The sequence below is a fragment of the Plantibacter sp. CFBP 13570 genome, from assembly GCF_014841395.1.
Classification (GTDB): domain Bacteria; phylum Actinomycetota; class Actinomycetes; order Actinomycetales; family Microbacteriaceae; genus Plantibacter; species Plantibacter auratus.
In genome coordinates this window covers 80577-102960 of sequence record NZ_JACYTW010000003.1, presented here as the reverse complement: position 1 = coordinate 102960, position 22384 = coordinate 80577, and the positions used below count along the sequence as shown (strand labels likewise).

The window sequence follows — 22384 nt, the reverse complement described above, 5'->3', positions numbered from 1 at the left end:
CAGCCGGACCGGTCCCGGCTGGGGTCGCAAACGAGTCGACCGATGTTCGAGCATAATGTATTCCATCAACTCATATCCGCTGATGCGAGCGGGCCGGACGGAGTGCCATGACCTATCTCGAGACCATGCGTCGACGCACGGAAGCGGCGTTCACCGCATTGCACCGAGGCGTCTCCGAGCTCCACTACACGCAGTTCCCCGACCACAAGAACTCCGGCGACTCGGCCATCGCTCTCGGACAGGCCCGGTTCTGGCGGGAAAACGGCATCGCGGTCCGCACCACGTCGAGCGCCGGGAGCATGCCGGAGCGGGTCCGAGACTCGTCGATCCCGGTCCTCATCCAGGGCGGCGGCAATCTCGGAGGCCTCTACCCGGTGCTGAGCGAAGCCCGCTACGACCTCGCGGAGCGCCTCCCTGCCGACACGTTGCTCATCCAGGCACCGCAGTCGGTCGTGTTCCCCACGGATGCAGACCGCCGGGCGTTCTCCCGACGGTTCGCCGCCCGGCCCAACCTGCGGGTCGCCGTCCGCGACCAGACCTCCTACGACCTCCTCCGCGACGAGGTCGAGGACCTCAGCCTCTCGCCGGACGCGGTGCATCTCCTCGGCTCGATCAGCGCCCCCGAACCGACACAGCGGCGCATCGTCATCGCCCGGACGGACGACGAGACCTCGGGTCGGCTCGCGGGCTCCGAGAGCGCCGACTGGCCAGCCGACCCCCTGGACCTCCGGGCGCACGAGTGGCTCGGCTGGCGGGCGGCGAAGCACCCGGCCCTGAAGCCGCTCATGGCGCGGGAGCACGAGGCGTGGATGCGACGGGCGGAGCGCCGCTTCTCCGCGGCGGTCCGACTCATCTCCCGCGGCGAGGAGGTCGTCACGGATCGCCTGCACGCCATGCTGATCGCCCTGCAGATGGGACGCCACGTCATCGCGATCGACAACAACAACCGCAAGCTGACCAGGTACGCGGAGACCTGGTTCGGCGAGCTCCAGCCGTCGTTACGGTTCGAGCACGCTCCGCACACGCTCCGTCCGTGACCGCCCGGCAGTCTTCCGAACCCCTGACCCGGCGGGAACTGACCCGCGCCCGGGCCGACGCCGCCGCCCGCCGGACCGAGTACCGCCATCGGCTGATCCAGCGGACACCCGGGATCGGCGATCGCGGGCACCACCGTCCGTTCGTCGGCGGGTCGCTCCTCATGATCGCCTCACTCCTCGCGCTCGCCTGGGTGGCAGCCGAACAACCAGGACTGCCCGGGCACTTCGCGAATGACGAGGGCACGATCATCAGCGTGAACCGGGGGACGTTCACCGAGGCCGACTCGTCGTTCCAGCTCATCGCCGCGGTCTACCGCTGGATGGGCCTCGCCGAAATGCCGACGCTCGCCGCGCTCGTCGGTGTCGCGAGCTACCTGCTCGTCCTGACGGTGGCGATCTCACGCACCCGGACGACGACGGCCGAGTGGGTGGACTGGGCCATCATCATCTGCTGCGTCGCGCTCGCCGCCGTCTACCACGGCGCATACACGAAGGACCTGCTGACCGTGGGAGCGGTCCTCGCGCTCGTCGTCAACCGGGGACGAGGCCTGCCGGCCGAGCTGGTACCGGTGGCCGCGATGCTGCTGTACGCCCAGGGCTTCCGCACGTACTGGTTCCTCGTGGCCGGTCTCTACCTGGCGCTCCGTCTCGCACTGCGGGCGCGGCGCGGCTGGACAGCCACCCTGGCGCTCATCCTGGTGCTCTACGCCGGGCTGTCCGTCGTCTTCCCGCTGGTCGTCGGTGTCGACCTCGACCACTACCGCCTGATGGTGAACGAGCACCGCACCGCGGAATCGGTCAACACCTTGATCGTGCAGTTCTTCCCCGGTGCCGGCCCCGTGTCCGGGTTCGTCAACAGTGTCCTCACCTTCGCCTCGTTCGTCATCCCGATCCCGCTGATGCTCCGCGGCGGGGCGATCTACCTGGTCGTGGCGCTCGTCCTGCTCGCCATCTGGGGGTCGCTCATCGCCGCGATCCGGTCGGCGAGGATCCGAGCGCCCCGCGGCTCGTCGGTCCTCACGGCGTTCCAGAACCGGTTGTTCGCGGCGATCCTCGCGTTCCTGATCGTGCAGTCGATCTTCGAGCCGGACTACGGCTCGTTCCTCCGGCATCTCACACCGATGCTCATCGTCGCCGTGTGCCTCCTCCTGAGCCTGCGGCCCGGAGCGACGGGAGCCTCAGCCCGGCGGGGGCCGACATCCGCCGCATGCCGTCGGGGTCAGCGACCCGTGGGCACGACGGATGCTGCCGCGACGCGCACGTCGGCTGCGACGCGCACCCAGGAGAACGGACCCGCTGCAGCGAGCACCCCCGCCGTGGAGAGCGCCTGGTAACGACCGGCGTCGGCGAGGAGCTCCTCCAGCGCGTCGGCGAGCGCGGTCGACGTCACCGCCGTGGCCACGATGCCCGATCCTGACGCGATCGCCTGCTCGGCGAGTCCGCCGACCGGCGTCACGACGGACGGCACCCCGAGTGCCATTGCATAGGCGAGCACACCGGACTGACTGGCCTCGGTGTACGGCAGCAGGGCGATGTCGAAGCCGTCCACCACGTCGACGATCTCCTCCTGGGCGACCCAGCGGTTCTCCAGTTCGTCGTCCGGGTGGTGCAGGAGTGCGAGGGCGTCGTCGGTCCCGGACCCGACGACCCGAAGCCGGACGCGGACACCGCGAGCCCGCAGTTCGGTGATCGCCGCCACACCGAGACCGAGCCCCTTGTACGCCGACAGCCGACCGAAGCATCCGACGACCGGAACGCCCTCCCGGTGCGTCGACCGGACCACGGCACGGCCCGCATCGACCCGGTACGCGGCGTGGACGGTCTCGTGGACACGGTCCGCGCGGAACTCACCACGGGACGTGAGTGCAGCGGCGACCGGGGCGGAGAACACGATCGCTCCGTCCGTCGCCCGACGCTCGGCACGACGCAGGAGGTGCTCGAGCCGCGAGAAGTCCCCGGGGTGCATCGTCGCGTCATGGACGCAGAGCAGACTCCGACGACCACCGAAGCGGAACACGGGCGCGACCACCCCCTGCCAGAGCTGCTCCATCGCGATGACGACGACGTCGATGCGATGCCGACGGAGGAAGCGGTCGAGCCGGAGCGCCGCCCAGAGGAGGCGCGGGAGGCCGAGCACCGCGCCGCGCTTGTCGCGATACGTGCGGATCGTGAAGAACGGCACCCCGAGGGCGACGAACCGCTCCGCCACCTCGGCGTCGAGGGAATAGGACACGACGACATCGCAGCCGTCCTCCTGAAGCGCCTGAGCCAGTTCCTGGGCGAAGAGCGGGCCTCCCCCGGTCCGACCCCACTGCACGACCGCGACGCGCATCAGGCCACCTGCGGTATCCGGTACGCCTCGGCGAGGGCCGCCCGTTGGCGGGCCGGGGTGTGATCCTTGAGGCGTTCCGACCAGCGGGAGACGTTCCGCTCCGCCCAGGTGGCGAACGCCTCCGGGCCGGCCAGCCTCCGGGCGACCATCACCTCGAGGCCGCCGTCGAGGGTGAGGACGTCCGGGAGCGCCCCGAACGCGGCGATCGGGCGGACGAGCGTCGGGACGCCGGCCTGCACGGCCTCCAGGACGGCGAGCGGAAACCCTTCCCAGGCGGCAGTGTGGAGGTAGACGTCGCTCCGTGCAAGGCGCGAGCCCACCTCGGCGTGCGGGATCCAACCGGTGACCTGGACGCCGGCCGCCTCCAGCCGGGTGACGTCGTCGACGCGGCCGCCGCCCATCCACACGGGAGCGACCTCGACCCCGCCCGACCGGATCGACGCGACCGCCTCGGCGAACCGCATCGGATCCTTCTGCGGAGCGATGCGTCCGAGACTCGTGACCCGCAGCGGCCGATGGAGGTCCGGGTCATCGTTCCGGCGAGCGCTGGGAGGCGGAACCGCGACCACGTTCGGCACGTGGACCACCCGTGGCCGCAAGGGTCCGCGCCGTTCCGCGGTTGCCGCCTCCCCCTCGGAACAGGCGGCGATGGTCTCGACGTTGAACGAGAGCAACCATTCCACGGCACGGAACGCTCGACGACTCCATCGCGGGAGGTCGGCACGCTCGAACGCGTAACAGTGCGGGGTGTAGACGATGCGGGACCGCGGCGAGCTGCGCATGGCGACACGGGCGTACGCACCGGCGAAACTCGAGTGGGCGTGCACGATGTCCGCGCCCGTCCGACGCCGTGCGCTCCTGATCGCGCGCACGGCACCGAGCCGGCTCCGACCGAGCGCGGTGACCGACGCGAAGCGGTCGAACAGGCTCTCGTCGACCGATGCCCCCACCGGAACCTCGGCGAGCAGATGGTGTTCGACCCCGGCGGGCGCGTTCCGGACGTACGCGTCGATGGCGACCGGAATACCGCCCGCATAGCAATCGGTGACATGGAGAACGGTTGCGGTCATGGGGCGCCCTTCGATCGTCGACCGTCGAACGGGCGCGACGTGGCCAGCGCGCGCTTCCGGCAGCGAACAGTCTGATGTTCATCTAACATATGACATATATTAGTGCCACCACCAGCCTTGGGAGTTCACCGCATGCCCGCTCCGATCCGCCGCCTGTTCCGGCGGTGCACGCAGGTGTGGTCCAACGGATCCGGCCTCATGCGCGCGTGTGTCCTCCTCTGGTTGTTCGCAGGCGCAACCCCACGGCTCGCCGTCTTCGAAGGACGCTCTCCGTCGTTGCGGATCCTCGGGTCCTTCGAAGCGGGAACCCGGCTGAAGATGCGGGCCGTGACCCTGCGCTCAGCACTGTCGACCAGCCCCGAGGGCGAACTCATCCTGGGGGACCGCGTGTTCATCAACCAGGGCACCACGATCCACGCTCAGCGCTCCATCCGCATCGGCGATCGCGTCTCCATCGGTGATGGCGTCCGCATTTACGACACCGGATTCCATCCCGTCCGGCCCGAGCAGTCGGTCAAGACGGAACCGATCGTCATCGAGGACGACGTCTGGATCGCCGCCGGCGTCACGATCCTCCCCGGCGTCACCATCGGCCGGGGGTCGGTCATCGGCACCGGCGCCGTCGTGACCCGGCCCATCCCCGCAGGCTCCCTCGTCGCCGGGCCGGCCGCCGTCGTCATCGACGGGTTCGACGTCCCGGACGACTTCAGACGCACCGGGCGATGAGGCACACAGAGACAACAGACGTCGCCGGACTTCTCCGCGCCCAAACGATATGGTGGCATCCTCCCCCCGCGCCGGACCAGCCAGCTGGAGCATCATGCTGTCCATCGTCATCCCGTGCCGGAACGGCTCGCGGACGCTCGCATCCCAACTCGACGCCATCCTGGCGCAGGCGACGGACCTCCCCATCGAGATCATCGTGGCCGACAATGGCTCGACCGACACCACCGCAGAGCTGGTCCAGACGTTCCATGCTCACGACGACCGCGTCCGTCTGGTGAGCGCCCACGGGACCATCGGGATCAATCACGGGCGCAACGTCGGCATCCGAGCGGCCAATGGCCAGTACATCCTGTTGTGCGACGCCGACGACCTCGTGCAACCCGGCTGGCTCGCCGGCCACGCGCAGGCATTCACCCAAGGAGCCCTATGCGTGGGCGGCGGCGTCGAGTTCACCCTCGACGACGGTACGGTCATCGACCACATCCCGGGGGTCGTGACCGTGAACTGGGACGTCCCCTCGCCCATCGGCGCGAACTGCGGGTTCCGCCGGGAGGTCTTCGACGGCATCGGGGGCTTTGACGAGTCGTTCCGCGGAGGCGGCGACGAGACCGACTTCTTCTGGCGCGCGCATGCCGCGGGCTTCCCGACCACGGCGGTGCCGGACGCACTGGTCTCCTACGCCTTGCGATCGAAGCTCTCGGACGTCGCTCGGCAGTTCTTCGGATACGGCCTCGGAACCGTCGCCCTGTATGTCGCCCATCGAACCTGGGGAATGCCGAGATCACGGTGGTGGCAGGCTCCCGTCGTGATCGCGATCGCAGCAGCGCAGCTTGTCGCGCCGGACCCGCGACGACGACGCAAGGCTGTCGAGCGGATCGCAGTCCGCGCAGGTCGACTCGTCGGTAGCGTGCGGCATCGCACCATGTATCTCTGACGAGCACCGGAACCGCCCGGCGCAGTGCGCCCCCCCCGACCAGAGCGACGCCACGGTCACCACCACCACACCTTGTTCCGCCGCGCGTCGAGTCGATAGGAATCAGCCCGTGGACGCGAGGTGATCGGGACAGCGGGAACGCCGCCGACGAGGGTCCATTCCGGGACGTCTCGACTCACGACGGCGCCGGCCGCGACGACCGCCCCCTCACCGATCGTCACCCCCGGAAGGATCACCGCCCGAGCACTGATCCATGCGCGGTCGCCGATCCGGACCGCTTCTGACACGAAGGCGAAGTCATGCGAACGGAGGTCGTGCTGTGCCGTCCAGATCTGCGCGCCGCTGTTGATGCTCACGTGCGATCCGATGGACAGGCCGCCCCGCGCATCCAGCGTGACATCCTCCGCGACGAAGCAATCCTCCCCGAGCGCCAGACGGCGAGCCGCGCGGACCTGCAGTCCGTGATGGATCGCGCACCCTCCGCCGATGGCCGCCCCCCACGACCGGAGTGCCGCCACACGAACGTCATTGCTCGGCACTGAGGAGGCCGCCCGCAGGGCGACCATCTCGGCTGACCCGACGATCAAGCCCACTCGTTTCCGTACCATTCTTCATCCCCGCTCGAATCAGTCGACACGATCAACTAAAATACCGAGTATACAAACATCACATCTCATGAAGGGGACCTATGCTCTCGATCGTCATCCCCTGTCGGAACGGGGCGGCCACACTGCATCGACAGCTCGACGCGCTCCTCACCCAGGAAAGCGACGAGGCGTTCGAGATCGTCGTCGCGGACAACGGTTCCTCCGACTCCACGGCCGAGATCGTCAGGCGATACGCCCGTCTCGATGCTCGCGTCAACCTCGTCGACGCGAGCGGGAGACCCGGGATCAACCACGCCAGGAACAGCGGCGTGGCAGCCTCGCGCGGGCGGATCGTACTGATGTGCGACGCGGACGACGTCGTTCGACCGGGCTGGCTCACCGCCCATACCAGGGCGTTCGCCGCGGGTGCGGAATGCGTCGGCGGGGCGGTCGATCGACGACTGCCCGACGGACGCCTCGTCACCAGCGATGAGGGTGTCTACCGCACGCTGTGGAACGTCCCTTGGCCGGTCGGCGCAAACTGCGGCTTCGCACGAACGGTCTACGACCGCGTCGGCGGGTTCGACGAGTCGTTCGTCGGCGGCGGTGACGAGACCGACTTCTTCTGGCGCGCGGCACGACTCGGCTTCGAGACGATCGCGGTGCCCGACGCTGTCCTCGACTACACCCTGCGTGGCGACCTCCGCTCGGTCGCGAGGCAGTTCTTCGCCTACGGCCGCGCGAATGTCAGGCTGTACCGGGAGCACCGGCCCGCCGGTATGCCACGGTCGCCCTGGTGGTCCATGCCCGCGGCCGTCAGCTCCGGGGTCCTCCTCCTCCTGTCGAGCCGCCCGTCGAGCTTGCGGCGCCGTCGAGCAGTCGAGCGGCTCTGCTCTCGGGCCGGTCGACTCGTCGAGAGCCTCCGTCTCCGGACGCTCTACCTGTGACGCCTCGATGATCAACCTCGCGTGGTCGGTGCTCGAGCGGGTCCTGCCGCGCGCGGCCTCGGCGCTCATCATGCTCGTCTTGGCCGCGAGCCTCGCGCCGTCCGTCGTCGGCATGTACGCGTGGATGGTCCTCGCCCTCACGCTGGTCCAGACCGTCGGCGACACGGCCGCTCGGCAGACCGCCGTCGTCCACGACGGGACCGCTTCCGGGGCACGCTTCATCGGACGATTCCGGGTGTGGTCCGCCGTCGTCGGAGGAGCCCTCCTCTCGGTCGTCGTCATGGCGCTCCTCCTCACACACGCGGAGCAGGACCGGTGGCAGGCGCTCGCCCTCGCGCCGTTCGTCCTCGTCCCCGCCGCGTCGGCCGCCGGTATCGATGCCCTGGTCAGACTGCAGCGATCGGGGCGTTGGAAGGACATCGCATCGAATCAGGCATGGTCGTCGACCTGCTCCCTCCTGTGCAGCGTGCCGACGCTGGTCGCGACAGGGTCGCTCCTCGCGAGCGCGCTGCAGGCGCTCCTCGCCGAAGCCGGGTTCGCCGTCCTCAACCGTCGGCGAGCGGCGCGACTGGGACGTGGAGCAGACACCGGGACGCGACCCTCGGAGCTGACCGGCGGCGTGTTCCGCGACTACCTGCACACGGCGCTCTTCGCCCTCCTCGGTTGGGGACAGGGACAGACCGACCGCCTCTCGATCGGGGGTCTTGCGGGCGGGTCGCGCCTGGGGCAATACGCATTCGCCATGTCGTTGTCACGCAGCATCGGCGACGCGGCGGCGCTTGCCGCGGTCAACGTCCTCCGGCCGGCCCTCACCGAGGCGGCACGTGACGGCCGAGGGTCCGAGATCGTCGCGGTCACGGAAGCTTCGCTCCGACGATCGCTGGTCCTGGCGGTCGTGGCCGCCGTGGCGACGAGCATCGGGGTTGAGCTGATCGTGGCCCCCTTCCTCGCAGACGACTGGGACCCCGCCCTCGCACTCGTCCCCGTCCTCGCCCTGTCGGTCGCTCCCTCGGTCGTCGCCTGGTCGATCACAGCGGTCCTCCAGGCCGAGAGCCGGATGCGCTGGGCGAGTCCGATCAAAGCGGTCGGCGTGCTGCTGTCCCTCCCGGTCGGCCTCGTCGCCCTCCAGGACCTGCAGCTCGCGGCCTGGCTCGTGAACGCCCGGGAGCTCGTCGTGATGGCGCTGCTCCTCCTCGCCGCGCATCATCGGGCGCCCTGGCGGGGCGGCCTCATCGCCCTCGGCGTCGTCCTGGTCGGCGCGGCCATGTGGCATCTGACCCGAGGCTAGGCCGGCTGCAGCAGGTCCCTCACGATGTCCAGTGCCCCCTGGCTCGCATACCGCTGGTACTCGCCGCGGGGAGCACGCAGCATGACGGGGAGGATCCGTCGCCACCGAGCCGGGGCGAGATCGGCCCGGAACCGCTCGAAGGCCGCTTTGGCGACGACGGCCGAGCGATCGGCGAGCGGTGCGGGCTCACGGGCCTCGTCGAGCCAGGAAGCGAGCCCGGCGACGCGATCTGCGATGTCGCGGTTGCGCTGGCGCCCCGGCTGCATCAGCCTCGAGACCTTGTACGCCAGCGTCGGCTCGACGATCCCGATCTGGTTCGCGCCGTGCTGCCGGTAGTCGACGAGCGGTTCATCCAGGAACTCGATCGGTCCTCGTGATGCGGCGACGATCGCCAACCACTCGTCGTGGACCCACGGTGCGGGGAACGGCGCGGCCGCGTCGAAGACCGCACGTCGGAACATCGCGGTCGCGCCAGTGACGAGGTTGCGTCGCAGCAACACGCCGAAAGCATCACCAGCCCGGATCCCGTCGCGTTCGTGCGGGCCGATCGACAGCGACGCGAAGAGCGTGGTGCCGAGGGACACCCCGTCGGCTCCGACGAGCCGGGCGTCCGAGCACACCATCTGCAGCTCCGGACGCGCGTCGAAGGCGGCCAGGGCACGCTCGACGCGGTCGGGCCGCCACACGTCGTCCTGATCGGAGAGGACGATCAGGCTCCCCGTGGTCGCGCGGATCGCCCCCTCGAAGTTCTTCGTGACGCCGAGTGGACTCGGATTCCGCAGGACGCGCACCGGGACGGACGACTCAGCGGCGAAGCGCTCGACGATGGCGGATGTCCCGTCAGTCGAACCGTCGTCGCTGACCACGATCTCGCCCGGGAGCACGGTCTGCGCGAGCATGCTGGCCAACTGCTCTTCGAGGAACACGGCGCCGTTGTAGGTGCACAGGGCGACGGAGACGCGTCCGTCGACTGCTGCTGTTGCTGGCATGGACCCGCCCCTCACCGCTCATCGGACCGCGGACCAGCCTATCCCGCCCGCCCCACTGGTATCCTCGTGCCTTATGCCCCGCGTAGCCGTCGACCTCCTCTCGTACACCGGAACGAAAGGCGGTATGGAGACCTACGCGCGCGAGCTGTACCGCGAGATCGGCCGACTCGGCAGTGAATTCGAGTTCGTCGGACTCGCCAGCAAAGAGGGATACCAGCTCGACCGTTCCTGGTTCCCCGGGGACATGATCGACACCGGTATCAGCGGCGAGAACCGTTTCCGGTGGGCGATCGGCGAGCTCTGGTCGATCGGTCGTATCGCGAAGCGTCACGGTGCGGATCTGTTGCACTGCCCGGCTCTGCTCGGTCCTGCCCGGAGCAGCATGCCCACCGTGATCTCCATGCACGACATGCTCTACTGGAGCCAGCCCCAGATGATGAGCACCCCGGCGTTCACGGAACCCGTGAAGTTCATGGAGCGCCTGGGTGCACGGAACGCCAGCCGGATGATCACCATCAGTGAGGTGTCCCGGCGCGAGATCATCACCTACCTCGGCTTCCCGGCAGACCGCATCGACCTCATCCCCCTCGCCGGAACCGCCCTGCCGATGGGCGAACGACGACCGGACAAGGAGCACCCCTTCATCCTGGCGACGGGCAACCGGCGCCCGCACAAGAACTGGGCTGGTCTCATCAGGGCGTTGCCGCTCGTTGACGAGGCGATCCGCCCTCGGGTGGTCATCACCGGCAGCCACGGTGAGGACCCTCTGCGCGCCGTCGTCGACGAGGTCGGCATGCACGACTGGGTCGAGCTGCGATCCTGGTTGACCAGCGAGGAACTCGGTCACCTCTACGAGACCGCGACCGCGCTCGCCATGCCGTCGTTCCACGACGGCTTCAGCCTGCCCGCCCTCGAGGCCATGATGGCGGGGCTCCCCGTGCTCATCTCCGACATCCCCGTGTACCGCGAGGTCGCCGGCGATGCGGCCGAGTACTTCGATCCCCATTCGCTCGAGTCGATCGCCACTGCCATGACGACGGCGGTCAGTGACCCCGCACGGATGGCCGAACTCGCCGATCAGGGCAGGGAACGCGCCAAGCAGTTCTCCTGGGAACGCGTGGCGACACGCACGCTCGAGACCTTCCGGACCACACTCGCCTGACACGGCCGCGGCTGGCCGACGGGCCACCGCCATCCAGCCGCGTCGCCTCACTCCGACTGCGGCTGGATGACCGGGATCGACTCGGTGTCGGCCGGGCCGAGCGCGATGGTCGGCATCGAGACGGTGATGAGTGAGCCGTCGGCACGGCGGCTGCCCTCGATGTCGCTCGCGCTCGGCTCGCCGACGAGGTGCGGACCCTGGTTGTCGAGCGGAACGGTGACCGTCGTCCCGGCCTCGACGAGGACGTTGCCGCCGCCGACGACGAACGAGGCGGAATCGCCCTCCTCGACGGTGAACCGCATCTCGGTGCGCCGGACGGAGATGCGCACGCGCGTTCCCTTGACCGTGAGCCGGAAGGTGATGCCCTGCCAGTCGACCGGCAGACGCGGCGAGAAGGAGATCACGCCGCCGTGGTCACGCATCCCGGCGAAGCCGAGCACGAGCGCACTCCACACGCCACCGGTGGAGGCGACGTGCACGCCGTCCGGGGTGTTGCGGTGCAGGTTCGCGAGGTCGACGAACAGCGCCGACCAGAAGTACTTGAGCGCGAGACGCTGGTACCCGACCTCGGCGGCGATGATCGACTGCACGACCGCCGACAGGGTCGAGTCGCCCGTCGTCAGCGGATCGTAGTAGTCGAAGTCGGCGAGCTTCTCCTCGTCGGTGAAGTGGTCGCCCTGCAGGAGCAGCGCCAGCACGACGTCCGCCTGCTTGAGCACCTGGAACCGGTAGATGACGAGCGGGTGGAAGTGCAGGAGCAGCGGGAGGTGCTCGGGAGGGGTGTGGTCGAGGTCCCACAGCTCCTTCTCGAGGAACTGGGCGTCCTGCGGGTGGATGCCGAGCCGCTTGTCGAAGGGGATGTGCATGTGCTCGGCGGCGCGCTGCCACTCGCGGACCTCGGCGTCGTCGAGCGAGAGCCGCGTGACCAGGCGTTCGAAGGAGGCCGGATCGTCCTCGCGGAGGCGCTCCACGGCCTCGACGGCCGACAGCAGGTTCGACCGCGCCATGACGTTGGTGTAGAGGTTGTCGTTCACGACGGTCGTGTACTCGTCGGGCCCCGTGACCCCGTAGATGTGGAACGAGTCCTTGCCGTTCGCGCGCCAGAAGCCCAGGTCGGCCCACATGCGCGCCGTCTCCACGAAGATGTCGACGGCTCCGCGGGCGAGGAAGTCCTCATCCCCCGTCGCCGCGACGTACTGCCGCAGCGCATAGGAGATGTCGGCGTCGATGTGGTACTGCGCCGTGCCGGCCGCGTAGTACGCGGACGACTCGAGCCCGTTGATCGTGCGCCACGGGAACAGGGCGCCGTGCTGGTTGAGCTCGGTCGCGCGGGAGCGGGCGGCGTCGAGCATGTTCTGACGGAACCGGAGGGCGTTCCGCGCGACGAGCGGTGCCGTGTAGCTGAGGAACGGGAGGACGTAGACCTCGGTGTCCCAGAAGTAGTGGCCGCCGTACCCGGAGCCGGACACGCCCTTCGCCGCGACACCGCCGCCGTCCGTGCGTGCCGACGCCTGCGCCAGCTGGAAGAGGTTCCACCGGGTCGCCTGCTGGATGGCCGGCTGTCCGTGGACCTCGACGTCGGAGCGCGCCCAGAAGTCCTCGAGCCACAGCTCCTGGTTGCGGATCGCCGACTCGATGCCGTTCTCGGCGGAACGGTCGAGCGTGCGGGCGCAGCGGTCGGCGAGTTCCTTCGGAGGGACGGCGTTGGAGGTGTGGTAGCTGATGATCTTGGTGAGCTTCGTGGGCACACCTGCGCGGCCGCGGATCGTGTACACGTGCTTCGCGAGGTCGGCCTCGATGTGCGTCGAGACCTCGTATTCGTTCTCGGTCTCGATCGTGTGGTCGGCACCCGCCACGATCGTCATGCCGGAGTTCGTCGTCTGGTACCCGAGCATCGCGCGCGGACCGTCGATGAGCTTGTACCGCGGCTGCAGCACCCGCTCGGTGAGGGACTCCGCCTTGCGCGGGTCGCCCATCCCCGGCTCGGGTGCGTTCGTGAGGTAGTCGTCCTGACGGTCCTGCCGGTTGATGATCTGGCTGGAGAGCACGAGCGACGCGTCCGCGTCGAGCAACGTGACCTCGTAGTCGAGGACCGCGAGATGGCGGTCGGTGAAGGACACCATGCGACGGGAGCGGATGTGGACCCGCTTGCCCGAGGGCGTCCGCCATTCGAGTTCACGGCTGAGGACACCGGTCTTGAAGTCGAGGCGACGCTCGAAGCTCAGGAGGTCGGCGTCGTTGAGGATCAAGGGCTCGTCGTCGACGTAGAGGCGCACGACCTTCGTGTCGGGCGCGTTGACGATCGTCTGACCGACGCGGGCGAAGCCGAACGCCTCCTCGGCGTGACGGATCGGCCAGGTCTCGTGGAACCCGTTGATGAACGTGCCGTGGACGTGGCCGTCGCGGCCCTCCTCGACGTTGCCGCGGAAGCCGAGGTAGCCGTTGCCGAGCGCGAACAGGGTCTCGGTCGTGCCCTCGTCGTCCGCGTCGACATGGGTCTCGACGAGCGCCCAGTCGTCGAGCGGGAACCGGTGACGGTCGAGCGGGTCGCTGGTGATGTGGTTCATGCCTGGTCCTCGGAGGAGTCGTGGGGTGCCGTGAAGGTCTGAGAGTCGGCCGGATCGTCCGGCCCCGCTGTTCGCGAAGCCGACCGCAGTGGGTCGACGAGCTCGTCGAGGTCGTCGACCACGACGTCGGCTCCCGCATCGATGAGCGCCTGGTGCCCGATGCCGCGGTCGACGCCGAGCACGAGACCGAAGTCGCCACGTCGACCGGCCTCGACCCCGGAGTGCGCGTCCTCGACGACGACGCATTCAGACGGCGCGTAACCGAGCAGACGACCGGCCTCGACGTAGGTGTCCGGCGCGGGCTTGCCGGCGATCCCCTCGCGCGCGGCGACGACGCCGTCCATCACGACCGGGAACCGCTCACCGAGTCCTGCCGCTCGGAGGACGACCTCGGCGTTCTTGGAACTCGACACCACGGCGACCGCGAGCCCTGCCTCCTCGACCGTGTCGAGGAAGGTCGACGATCCTGGGTACGCGGCGATGCCGTCCGCTTCCAGGACGGCCGTGAACACCGAGTTCTTCCGGTTGCCGAGACCGCACACGGTCTCCAGCTCAGGCGCGTCGGTCGGCGAACCCTCGGGAAGCGTGATGCCGCGTGACGCGAGCATCGCGCGCACCCCGTCGTACCGCGGCTTGCCGTCGATGTACTGGAAGTAGTCGGCGTCGGTGTACGGCTCGGTGATCCCGTGGGCGACGAGCTCGTCGGTGAAGAGCTTCGCCCAGGCGTGCATGTGGATCTCGGCGGTCGGGGTGATGACGCCGTCGAGGTCGAACAGCACCGCCCGGCAGCCGAGGAGCCGCGAGGCCGCCTCGTCGAGGGTCAGGACGTCGTTCGATGGCGCGTTGATCGGCTGGGTCACGGTGCACGGTCCTCGTCGGTTTGGGGGAAGAGGTGGACAGTGGAACGGAAGCTGCTGCGGACCGGTGGGGCGGCCGCGCAGACCCAGCCTAGGAGAGTTTGGCCACCACGTCGTACACGCGGTCGATACCGGCGTGGACCGGGAAGTGGTGGTTGCCGACGAACAGCCCGTCCTCGTGGATCTTGTCGGCGGCGGGGAGTTCGGCCGGGACCTTCGCGTCGAGGTACTTCATGACCGGGTTCTTCGTGAAGTTGCCCGCCACGATGGGCCGTGACTCGATCCCCTCGGCAGCGAACGCCTGTACGACCTCCTTGCGTCGGCCGGCGAGCGCGCCCTCGAGCACGAGGGAGAAGCCGAACCAGCTGCTCTCGCCCTGCTCGCGCTGGATGCGCACGGAATCCAGGTCGGCGAAACGTTCCGTCCAGTACACGGCGTTCTCCCGACGACCCGCGATGAGCTGTGGGACCTTCTGGATCTGCTCGATGCCGATCGCGCCGGACATCTCGAGCGGACGGACGTTGTAACCGGGAAGCACGAAGCGGAAGAGGTCGTCCCACTCGTCGCCCGACTTGTCGTGGACGGCGTTCTGCTCGGGGAGTCCACGGGTCCAGCCGTGGGCCCGCAGCGAGATGAGCATCTGCGCCGTGGCCTCGTCGTCCGTCAGGATCATCCCGCCTTCCATCGTCGAGATGTGGTGGGAGAAGAAGGCGCTGAACGTGCCCATCGCTCCGACCGTTCCGGCGAACCGACCGTCGTCCTTCGCGCCGAGCGACTCGCAGTTGTCCTCCAGCAGGAGGAGACCGTGACGTTCGGCGAGTGCCGTGAGCGCCGCGAAGTCGTTCGGGTTGCCGAGGAGGTTGACCGCGAAGATCGCCTTGGTGCGCGGGGTGATGGCGGCCTCGGCGAGCGACAGGTCCAGGTTGAGGGTGTCGACGTCGATGTCGACGAAGCTCGGGATGAGGCCGTACTGCTGGAGGGGGTAGTAGGTGGTGGCCCACGACACGGCGGGCACCAGGACCTCGTCGCCCGCCTGCAGGTCGACCCGGTCGTCGAGGACGGCTGCGGCGATCGCGAGGAGGTTCGCGCTCGACCCGGAGTTGACCATGACGCCGAACCCGGCGCCGAACGCACTGGCGAAATCGCGCTCGAACTGCGCGACGAGCGGACCCATGGTGAAGCGGCCGCTGTCGACGACGCGCTGGATGGCGGCGTACTCCGCGGCATCCCAGGAGGAGGTGGCGAGGGGGAAACCGGAGTCGAAGGTGTCGTCGGTCATGCTGTCTGTGGCTCCTGAGCTGCGAGATAGGCGTGGTAGCTCGCGGCGACGCCGGCCGCGAGCGGGGTGGTGGGGTTCCAGCCGAGCGCACGGGCGGCGGCCGAATCGAGCAGGCGCTGGTGCACGCCGGAAGGCTTGGTGTCGTCGTACCGGAAGTGACCGGTGAAGCCGGCGGCGCGACCAGCTGCTTCGTAGTACTCGGTGATGCTGTGGTCGACACCCGGCCCGAGGTTGAGCGTGACGGGCCATGGGTCGAGTGAGCCGAGCTGCGTGACGAGCCACGCCGCGAGATCGGGCGTGTAGGTGAATTCGCGTCGGGCGGTGCCGTCGCCCCAGACCTCGACCTCGTCGGAGCCGCTCGTCACGGCGGCGTGCACCTTACCGAGGGCGGCGGCGATGAGGTGCGCCTGACCGTGGGTGTAGTCGTCGCCCGGGCCGTAGAGGTTCGACGGCACTGCTGCGCGATAGGCGAACCCGTACTGCCGACTCGCGTACTCGCAGAGCTTCGTCCCGGCGATCTTCGCGAGCGCATATCCCTCGTTCGCGCCCTCCAGCGTGCCGCTGAGGAGCGCGCCCTCACCGATCGGCTGTGGGAGCCCCTCGGGGTAGATCGCCGCGCTCGACACGTAGAGCAGCTCGGGGACGCCGGCGTCGATCGCGCCTCGGATGACCGAGGTGTCGATCAGGAGGTTGTCGAGCAGGAAGTCGGTGGGACGCTGCAGCTTCGCCTGGATGCCGGCTACCTTCGCGGCGGCGTGCACGATCGCGTCCGGCGACGTGCGCCCGATGAGGGCGGCGACGGCGGCACGATCGGTGAGGTCGGCGTCCGCGCGCGTCGCCACGATCAGTTCGTCGGCGGCGCGGAGCGTGGGCCAGACCTCGGCGATGCTCGAACCGAGCATGCCGGCACCACCCGTGAGGAGGACGCGCACCGCGCCTAGACCTCCGCGGTGTCGATGTAGGGCTTGCCCGACGCCTCGAGCTCGGCGACGTCGGAGTCGACCATGATCTGCGCGAGGCGCGGTGGCAGCACCTTCGGGGTCCAGCCGAGGACCGACTCGGCCTTCGCATAGTCGCCGATCAGCGCGTCGACCTCGGTGGGACGGAGGTAGCGCTCATCGAACTTGACGTACTTCTCCCAGTCGAGGTCGAGCCGCTCGAAGGAGAACTGGAGGAAGTCCTTGACCGTGTACGCGGTGTTGGTGGCGAGGACGAAGTCGGTCGGTTCGTCGGCCTGCAGCATCCGCCACATGCCCTCGACGTAGTCGGGCGCGTAGCCCCAGTCGCGGACGGCGTCGAGGTTGCCCATGTACAGGAAGTCCTGCTGGCCGGCGGCGATGCGCGCGGCGGCACGGGTGATCTTGCGGGTCACGAAGGTGCCACCACGCCGCGGCGACTCGTGGTTGAACAGGATGCCGTTGACCGCGAACATGCCGTAGGCCTCACGGTAGTTCCGGGTGATCCAGTAGGAGTAGACCTTCGCGACGCCGTAGGGCGAACGCGGGTAGAACGGGGTCTCCTCGTTCTGCGGCGGTGGCGTCGCACCGAACATCTCGGAGCTCGACGCCTGGTAGAAGCGGCAGTGGAGACCGATCTGGCGGATGGCCTCGAGGAGACGGACCGTCCCGATGCCGGTCGTGTCGCCCGTGTACTCGGGCTCGTCGAAGCTGACGCGCACGTGGGACTGGGCGGCGAGGTTGTAGACCTCGTCGGGCTGGATCTCGGCGAGCAGTGTTGCGAGGCGCGAGCCGTCGGCCAGATCGGCGAAATGCAACTGGAGTCGGGGCGAACCGTCGTGGGTCGTCTCGGGGTCGTAGATGTGGTCGATCCGGCCGGTGTTGAAGGTGGACGCGCGCCGCACGAAGCCGTGCACCTCGTACCCCTTCGACAACAGGAGTTCTGCGAGGTAGCTGCCGTCCTGGCCGGTGATACCGGTGATGACGGCCTTCTTGACGGGGGCTGGCGTCGTGGGAGCCGGCGTCACAGGGGTTTCAGTCATGGGGTTCCGCTCTGGATCGAATCGTGTGGTCGGGCCGGGCGTTCTTTCGAGGAATGCCGCACTGCCCGAGAAACGTTGCTAGCTTACCCGAGTGACGCTCGACATCATGATGCCCTTCTACGGACGCTTCGACCACTTCAGGGTCGCCGTCGAAAGCGTGCTCGCCCAGACCGATCAGGACTGGAGACTCGTCATCGTCGACGACGTCTACCCGGACCTCGCACCTGGTGAGTGGGCGAGGTCGCTCGGCGATCCGAGGATCGAGGTCTTGCGCAACGCCGAGAACCTGGGGGTCAGCCGCAACTTCGACCGGTGCATCGACCTCGCCACAGCCGATCGTTGTGTGCTCATGGGCTGTGACGACGAACTCCTCCCGGACTTCGTCGCCCGCATGTCCGTCCTTGCCACCGAGTTCCCGGAAGCCGATCTGATCCAGCCGGGCGTCGAGGTGATCGACGAGGACGGACACCTCGTACGGCCGGTGGGTGACCGGGTGAAGGCGCTGCTGCGCCCCCGTGGCCCGAAACCGGAGCTGCTGTCCGGCCAACGTCTGACGACCAGCCTCCTCCGCGGCAACTGGGCGTACTTCCCGTCGGTCAGCTGGAAGGTCGCGACGGTGCGACGCTTCGGATTCCGGCACGACCTCCAAGTCGTTCAAGATCTCGCGCTCATGATGGAGATCTTCCGGAACGGCGGATCACTCGTCGTCGACGACGTTCCCGTCTTCCGGTACCGGCGACACACCGGGAGCGTGTCGTCCTACACGGCGGTCGACGGACGGCGTTTCCAACAGGAGCGTCAGGTCTTCGCCGAAGAGTCGGAGCGGCAGCGCGCACTCGGCTGGACGAAATCGGCCCGGGTCGCGCGAACACACCTCACCTCTCGCCTGAACGCGATCCTCCAGCTCCCGAAGGCACTGTCGGCGAAGGATCGCGCCGGCCTCAAAGTCCTCCGCACCCACATCCTCTCCTGACGTCCGACGCTGGTGGATCGCCACGGCTGAGTAGGATTGGCGGCATGGCCACGCTTCTCGACCGAACCCTCATCGTCATGCCTGCGCTCAACGAGGAGGCCTCGGTCGGAGACGTCGTGCGCGAGGTGCACCGGAAACTGCCCGGTGTCTCAGTGCTCGTGGTGAACGACGGCTCGACGGACGACACCACGCTCGTGGCCTCCGCCGCCGGTGCTGCGGTGATCGAGCTACCGTTCAACCTCGGGGTGGGCGGCGCGATGCGCGCCGGCTTCAAGTACGCCATCGCGAACGGCTACCGCAACGTGGTGCAGGTCGACTCCGACGGCCAGCACGACCCGGAGGGTGTCGTCCGACTCGTGGAGGAGCTCGAGACGGCCGACCTCGTGCTCGGTGCCCGATTCGCCGGCGAGGGCGACTACGAGGTGCGAGGACCGCGTAAGTGGGCGATGGTCGTGCTCTCCGGCGTACTCAGCCGGATCGCCCACACCCGCCTCTCCGACACGACGAGCGGGTTCCGCGCGACGGGACCACGCGCCGTGCGTCTCTTCGCCGAGCACTACCCCGCTGAGTACCTCGGCGACACGATCGAGTCACTCGTGATCGCCGCACGCGCCGGATGTGTCATCAGGCAGGTACCCGTCGCCATGCGTCCGCGCGCCGGTGGCACTCCGTCCCACAACCCGGTCAAGGCGGCGAAATATCTGGCGAGGGCCGGACTCGCGCTCGCCTTCGCCCTGATCCGACCGCCGGTACCGTTGAAGGGCGAAGGAGAGGTGGTGACGGCATGATGCCGCTCGGTACCTACATCCTCGGCATCGTCGGAGCGCTCCTCACCCTCGGGATCGTCATCGAGATGCTCCGCCGCCGCTCCCTGCGCGAGCGGCACGCCGTCTGGTGGCTGATCGCCGGTCTCCTGGCGCTCGTCATCGGCGTCTTCCCGCAAGTCCTCGTCTGGGCGGCTCAGCTCATCGGCGTCGAGATCCCGACCAACCTCGTCTTCTTCGTCAGCATCTTCATCCTGTTCCTCGTCAGTATCCAGCACAGTTCGGAGCTCACCACGCTCGAACAACGTTCCCGCACGCTCGCCGAGGAGAGCGCACTCCAAGACCTGCGGATCAGGGAACTGGAACGGCGACTGGGCGAGCTGCAGCGGGACGACGGGTCCCGCGAAGCCTGAGCCTCGCGATCGGCTGGTCGACGAACCACCACAACCCGTAGCCGAAGGCGACCGAGACCGCGGCGGTGCAGAGGATGCTCGGGATCCAGTCGAGTTCGGGGTTGCCGTGGATGAGCAGCTGCTGGACGGGGAAGCCGATCAGGAAGATCCCGTAGCTCGGGTCGCCGAACCGACCGAGGGAACGCAGCACCGGGATCGGGCGTGATCCGAGGTACACCAGCAGGTAGGGCACCGTCACGTGCGCGACCGGCCAGGTGAGGTCGGGGACGACGACCATCACGATGGCGAGGATCGAACCAGCCGTCAGCGCCGCCGGACCCCGCAGGGGCAGCCGCCACTCACGGATGGCCGCTCCCGCGCTGAAGAACGCCCCGACCCGCAGGATGTCGTGGGTGAAGTTGCCCCAGACGATCCCGTCCGTGCCCACGGCTTCGAGCACCGGCGCGAGCCAGCACACGACGACCATGCCCGACCAGGTCGCGGCTCGCAGGCCCCGCAGCGGAATACTCCCGACGACGGGCACGAGCAGGTACAACACGAACAGAGGGCCGATCGACCAGAGCGCGCCGTTCACGGCGACCGGGTACGGGTTCGACTCGAAGACGCCCGGGAGGACGTAGTTCGGGAGGAGCGTGAGGTTGTCGGCGAGGAACACGAGCGTCTGGGGATGGCCGAGGTATTCCCCGGGCGGCAGGGCGGTCGCCGCCAGACCGATGCCGAGGACTGTGACGAGCAGCGCGACGAACAGACCCGGGAAGACCCGCAGGACCCGGGCGGCGACGTAACGCACCAAACGGGGGCGCCGCTCCCACGCAGCTGGCAGGAGGAACCCCGACACGACGAAGAACACCCACAGACCGAGCGCGGGGAGGTCGTCCATTCCGACCGGGCCGAACGGCGAGATGGCGTCGTCGAGGACGATCAGTGAGTGCCGCACCAGGACCACGAGCGCAGCGATGATCCGCAACCCGGCGAAGCTGTTCCCGGTCACGCACGCTCTCGCGGACGGCGGAGGAGCGCGACGGCGTGGACGACGAGGCCCGTCAGCGGTCCGATGGTGAGCGCGAGCAGCGTCCGCTCATGCAGCCCGAGAGGCAGGGCGAGCGCGGCGACGAGGACGAGCGCGGCAGCGACCCAGCCGGCACTGAACGCCCCGTGCTGGGAGCGGGACAAGGTGGCGGAGCCCGTGGCGCAGAGGACGCCGACCAGCCCGGCGGTCGCGATGAGCAACCCGATCGTCCCCCCGGCGAGCACCTCGTCGCGGCCGAAGAGCACGCCGAGCGCCCAGGGCCCGAGCCACCAACCGAGGAGGCCCAACAATCCGGCGGCGGCGAGGACCAGGACACCCAGTTTGACCACCCAGCTGAGGACCGCCTCGGCATGCGACCGGAACACGATCACCAGGTAGCTCTGCAAGGCGAGGACGACGATGACGATCGGTGCGCGCGTCAAGGTGATGGCGTACGTCAGTGAACCGAACGCGTCGGGCGAGACCGTGTCGCCGGTCGCCTGGATCACGAGCGGCAGACCACTCACCATGATCCCGGTCGCGGTCGACGCCACGACCGTGCGCAAGACGTTCCAAGTGAGCGGTCTCGGGCCGACGTCGATCGTGAAGCGACCGATCACCCCGGATCGGACGAACGGCCAGAGCAGGATCGGAGTCAGGACGAACGGTGCGACGACACCCCAGGCGAGGACATGGACGTCGTCGGTCGAGAGCAACATCACCCCGACGATCGCGAAGCGCAGGACGCCGTCGACGATGGTGAACGCTGCCACGGACGTCCACATGGCCAGTCCATACAAGACGCCGGCGGTGGCTGCCACGATCACGTAGGCCGAGAGGCCGATCACGAGCGGCAGGACGAGCGACCATCCGTCATCCGGGAACACCGTGCCGACCCACAACCAGGCGGACGCAGTGACCACCGCTGCGACGAGCACAGCCGCGACCACGGCGAAGTTGCGCACGACGGGCGCGCGCCTCGGAGCCGTCGCGGCACGGGTATCGACCGGACGCGATGCTCTGGCAACCTCCTGTTGCACACCGGAGAGCGCGCTGACCAACAGGTACAGCGCAGACCAGAACACGGAGAAGGGGGCGTACAGGGCGGTTCCGAGTGCCGCACCGGCGAGGAGCTGGAGGACGTATCCGGCACCGCCACCGATCGCGGTCGCAGCGAGGATGAGGACGGCCCCGTTCGGCCCGCGGCGTGCTGCTGCCGGGGGCGGAACGTCGCTAGCGCCGGAAATCCGAGCCTCCGTACCGCGCGGTCGGATCGAGGGGCGGGACACGCATGAGGTCGTCCCTTCATCTCGGAGCATGGCCCTCCGATCGTACAAGACGGTCGGCGGTTACCAGTCGCCCGAGGGCCGTACGGACCCCGAGACGGCTTCGGGCTCGCCGTGTCCGGGGCGGGCCTCGCGAACCGCCCTCCGGTCACCGGCCGCCCAGGC

Annotated in this window: 21 protein-coding genes; 10 read left to right on the top strand and 11 right to left on the bottom strand. The window is 68.8% G+C overall.

All coding sequences use genetic code 11. The features are described from left to right. Positions 1–107: 107 nt before the first annotated feature. Together IFT89_RS02140 and IFT89_RS02135 are read left to right on the top strand one after the other, a co-directional pair. Complete coding sequence (locus IFT89_RS02140) at positions 108–1037, top strand: polysaccharide pyruvyl transferase family protein (protein WP_202938083.1); 930 nt, start codon at positions 108–110, stop codon at positions 1035–1037. Continuing rightward, positions 1034–2371, top strand: coding sequence for a hypothetical protein (locus IFT89_RS02135; RefSeq protein WP_192018514.1), 1338 nt, complete (start codon positions 1034–1036; stop codon positions 2369–2371). The genes IFT89_RS02140 and IFT89_RS02135 overlap by 4 nt, the downstream gene beginning before the upstream one ends. Here IFT89_RS02135 and IFT89_RS02130 read toward each other — a convergent pair. Next, a complete protein-coding gene (locus tag IFT89_RS02130) occupies positions 2257–3369 on the bottom strand; it encodes a glycosyltransferase family 4 protein (protein ID WP_202938082.1) in 1113 nt (370 codons plus the stop codon). The genes IFT89_RS02135 and IFT89_RS02130 overlap by 115 nt on opposite strands. After that, positions 3369–4439 carry a glycosyltransferase family 4 protein gene (locus IFT89_RS02125; RefSeq protein ID WP_202938081.1) on the bottom strand — a complete coding sequence of 357 codons (1071 nt, stop codon included), beginning with the start codon at positions 4437–4439 and terminating at the stop codon, positions 3369–3371. Before IFT89_RS02125 ends, IFT89_RS02130 begins: the two co-directional genes overlap by 1 nt. Positions 4440–4571: 132 nt before the next feature. On the opposite strand from IFT89_RS02125, the gene IFT89_RS02120 reads away from it, so the two are divergent. Together IFT89_RS02120 and IFT89_RS02115 are read left to right on the top strand one after the other, a co-directional pair. After that, on the top strand, positions 4572–5165 hold the full coding sequence (locus IFT89_RS02120; RefSeq protein WP_191941455.1) for an acyltransferase: 594 nt from the start codon (positions 4572–4574) through the stop codon (positions 5163–5165). A 94-nt stretch (positions 5166–5259) separates the two neighbouring features. Continuing rightward, the gene (locus tag IFT89_RS02115; protein ID WP_192018512.1) at positions 5260–6099 is read left to right on the top strand and encodes a glycosyltransferase family 2 protein; all 840 of its coding nucleotides are present in this window, start codon (positions 5260–5262) and stop codon (positions 6097–6099) included. Positions 6100–6155: 56 nt separating this feature from the next. Here the strand turns inward: IFT89_RS02115 and IFT89_RS20685 are convergent, their stop codons facing one another. Then, positions 6156–6455 carry an acyltransferase gene (locus tag IFT89_RS20685; protein ID WP_307783387.1) on the bottom strand — a complete coding sequence of 100 codons (300 nt, stop codon included), beginning with the start codon at positions 6453–6455 and terminating at the stop codon, positions 6156–6158. Positions 6456–6787: 332 nt separating this feature from the next. Here IFT89_RS20685 and IFT89_RS02105 point away from each other — a divergent pair, with 332 nt between their 5' ends. Then, positions 6788–7633, top strand: coding sequence for a glycosyltransferase (locus IFT89_RS02105; protein ID WP_191941457.1), 846 nt, complete (start codon positions 6788–6790; stop codon positions 7631–7633). A 7-nt stretch (positions 7634–7640) separates the two neighbouring features. Beyond that, positions 7641–8921, top strand: a complete 1281-nt coding sequence (locus IFT89_RS02100; RefSeq protein ID WP_202938079.1) for a lipopolysaccharide biosynthesis protein — start codon at positions 7641–7643, stop codon at positions 8919–8921. Here IFT89_RS02100 and IFT89_RS02095 read toward each other — a convergent pair. Then, the gene (locus IFT89_RS02095; protein ID WP_202938078.1) at positions 8918–9910 is read right to left on the bottom strand and encodes a glycosyltransferase family 2 protein; all 993 of its coding nucleotides are present in this window, start codon (positions 9908–9910) and stop codon (positions 8918–8920) included. The two genes, IFT89_RS02100 and IFT89_RS02095, sit on opposite strands and share 4 nt — an antisense overlap. A gap of 73 nt (positions 9911–9983) precedes the next feature. Between IFT89_RS02095 and IFT89_RS02090 the strand changes: the two genes are divergently transcribed. Next, positions 9984–11072 (top strand): glycosyltransferase family 4 protein, encoded by a 1089-nt coding sequence (locus IFT89_RS02090; protein ID WP_168223278.1) that lies wholly within the window; start codon positions 9984–9986, stop codon positions 11070–11072. 47 nt (positions 11073–11119) lie between these two features. On the opposite strand, the gene IFT89_RS02085 is transcribed toward IFT89_RS02090, so the two are convergent. From IFT89_RS02085 to gmd, 5 genes are all read right to left on the bottom strand, one after another. Continuing rightward, the gene (locus IFT89_RS02085; RefSeq protein WP_137243373.1) at positions 11120–13639 is read right to left on the bottom strand and encodes a glycoside hydrolase family 65 protein; all 2520 of its coding nucleotides are present in this window, start codon (positions 13637–13639) and stop codon (positions 11120–11122) included. Beyond that, a complete protein-coding gene (locus IFT89_RS02080; protein ID WP_202938100.1) occupies positions 13636–14463 on the bottom strand; it encodes an HAD family hydrolase in 828 nt (275 codons plus the stop codon). Before IFT89_RS02080 ends, IFT89_RS02085 begins: the two co-directional genes overlap by 4 nt. A gap of 124 nt (positions 14464–14587) precedes the next feature. Then, positions 14588–15775 carry a DegT/DnrJ/EryC1/StrS family aminotransferase gene (locus IFT89_RS02075; RefSeq protein WP_202938077.1) on the bottom strand — a complete coding sequence of 396 codons (1188 nt, stop codon included), beginning with the start codon at positions 15773–15775 and terminating at the stop codon, positions 14588–14590. Further along, complete coding sequence (locus IFT89_RS02070; RefSeq protein ID WP_202938076.1) at positions 15772–16707, bottom strand: NAD-dependent epimerase/dehydratase family protein; 936 nt, start codon at positions 16705–16707, stop codon at positions 15772–15774. Before IFT89_RS02070 ends, IFT89_RS02075 begins: the two co-directional genes overlap by 4 nt. A 5-nt stretch (positions 16708–16712) precedes the next feature. Continuing rightward, positions 16713–17774, bottom strand: coding sequence for a GDP-mannose 4,6-dehydratase (gene gmd, locus IFT89_RS02065; protein WP_137243375.1), 1062 nt, complete (start codon positions 17772–17774; stop codon positions 16713–16715). A gap of 91 nt (positions 17775–17865) precedes the next feature. On the opposite strand from gmd, the gene IFT89_RS02060 reads away from it, so the two are divergent. From IFT89_RS02060 to IFT89_RS02050, 3 genes are read left to right on the top strand one after another with little or no spacing between them, the layout of a single operon-like run. After that, on the top strand, positions 17866–18747 hold the full coding sequence (locus tag IFT89_RS02060) for a glycosyltransferase family 2 protein (RefSeq protein ID WP_137243376.1): 882 nt from the start codon (positions 17866–17868) through the stop codon (positions 18745–18747). A 44-nt stretch (positions 18748–18791) separates the two neighbouring features. Further along, complete coding sequence (locus tag IFT89_RS02055; RefSeq protein WP_137243377.1) at positions 18792–19535, top strand: glycosyltransferase family 2 protein; 744 nt, start codon at positions 18792–18794, stop codon at positions 19533–19535. Next, positions 19532–19924: a DUF2304 domain-containing protein gene (locus tag IFT89_RS02050; RefSeq protein ID WP_228501983.1), complete on the top strand. Its 393-nt coding sequence runs from the start codon at positions 19532–19534 to the stop codon at positions 19922–19924. Before IFT89_RS02055 ends, IFT89_RS02050 begins: the two co-directional genes overlap by 4 nt. Here the strand turns inward: IFT89_RS02050 and IFT89_RS02045 are convergent. Both IFT89_RS02045 and IFT89_RS02040 read right to left on the bottom strand, forming a co-directional pair. Then, on the bottom strand, positions 19863–20915 hold the full coding sequence (locus IFT89_RS02045) for an acyltransferase family protein (protein WP_202938075.1): 1053 nt from the start codon (positions 20913–20915) through the stop codon (positions 19863–19865). The genes IFT89_RS02050 and IFT89_RS02045 overlap by 62 nt on opposite strands. Beyond that, the gene (locus tag IFT89_RS02040) at positions 20912–22222 is read right to left on the bottom strand and encodes a hypothetical protein (RefSeq protein ID WP_202938074.1); all 1311 of its coding nucleotides are present in this window, start codon (positions 22220–22222) and stop codon (positions 20912–20914) included. Before IFT89_RS02040 ends, IFT89_RS02045 begins: the two co-directional genes overlap by 4 nt. Between the last annotated feature and the right edge of the window lie 162 nt (positions 22223–22384).

Coding starts and splice junctions, on each gene's coding strand:
- IFT89_RS02085 (WP_137243373.1), bottom strand. CDS start 13,639: ATGAACCACATCACCAGCGACCCGCTCGACCGTCACCGGTTCCCGCTC.
- IFT89_RS02100 (WP_202938079.1), top strand. CDS start 7,641: ATGATCAACCTCGCGTGGTCGGTGCTCGAGCGGGTCCTGCCGCGCGCG.
- IFT89_RS02075 (WP_202938077.1), bottom strand. CDS start 15,775: ATGACCGACGACACCTTCGACTCCGGTTTCCCCCTCGCCACCTCCTCC.
- IFT89_RS02055 (WP_137243377.1), top strand. CDS start 18,792: ATGGCCACGCTTCTCGACCGAACCCTCATCGTCATGCCTGCGCTCAAC.
- IFT89_RS02105 (WP_191941457.1), top strand. CDS start 6,788: ATGCTCTCGATCGTCATCCCCTGTCGGAACGGGGCGGCCACACTGCAT.
- IFT89_RS02125 (WP_202938081.1), bottom strand. CDS start 4,439: ATGACCGCAACCGTTCTCCATGTCACCGATTGCTATGCGGGCGGTATT.
- IFT89_RS02130 (WP_202938082.1), bottom strand. CDS start 3,369: ATGCGCGTCGCGGTCGTGCAGTGGGGTCGGACCGGGGGAGGCCCGCTC.
- IFT89_RS02120 (WP_191941455.1), top strand. CDS start 4,572: ATGCCCGCTCCGATCCGCCGCCTGTTCCGGCGGTGCACGCAGGTGTGG.
- gmd (WP_137243375.1), bottom strand. CDS start 17,774: ATGACTGAAACCCCTGTGACGCCGGCTCCCACGACGCCAGCCCCCGTC.
- IFT89_RS02050 (WP_228501983.1), top strand. CDS start 19,532: ATGATGCCGCTCGGTACCTACATCCTCGGCATCGTCGGAGCGCTCCTC.
- IFT89_RS02090 (WP_168223278.1), top strand. CDS start 9,984: ATGCCCCGCGTAGCCGTCGACCTCCTCTCGTACACCGGAACGAAAGGC.
- IFT89_RS02115 (WP_192018512.1), top strand. CDS start 5,260: ATGCTGTCCATCGTCATCCCGTGCCGGAACGGCTCGCGGACGCTCGCA.
- IFT89_RS02140 (WP_202938083.1), top strand. CDS start 108: ATGACCTATCTCGAGACCATGCGTCGACGCACGGAAGCGGCGTTCACC.
- IFT89_RS02095 (WP_202938078.1), bottom strand. CDS start 9,910: ATGCCAGCAACAGCAGCAGTCGACGGACGCGTCTCCGTCGCCCTGTGC.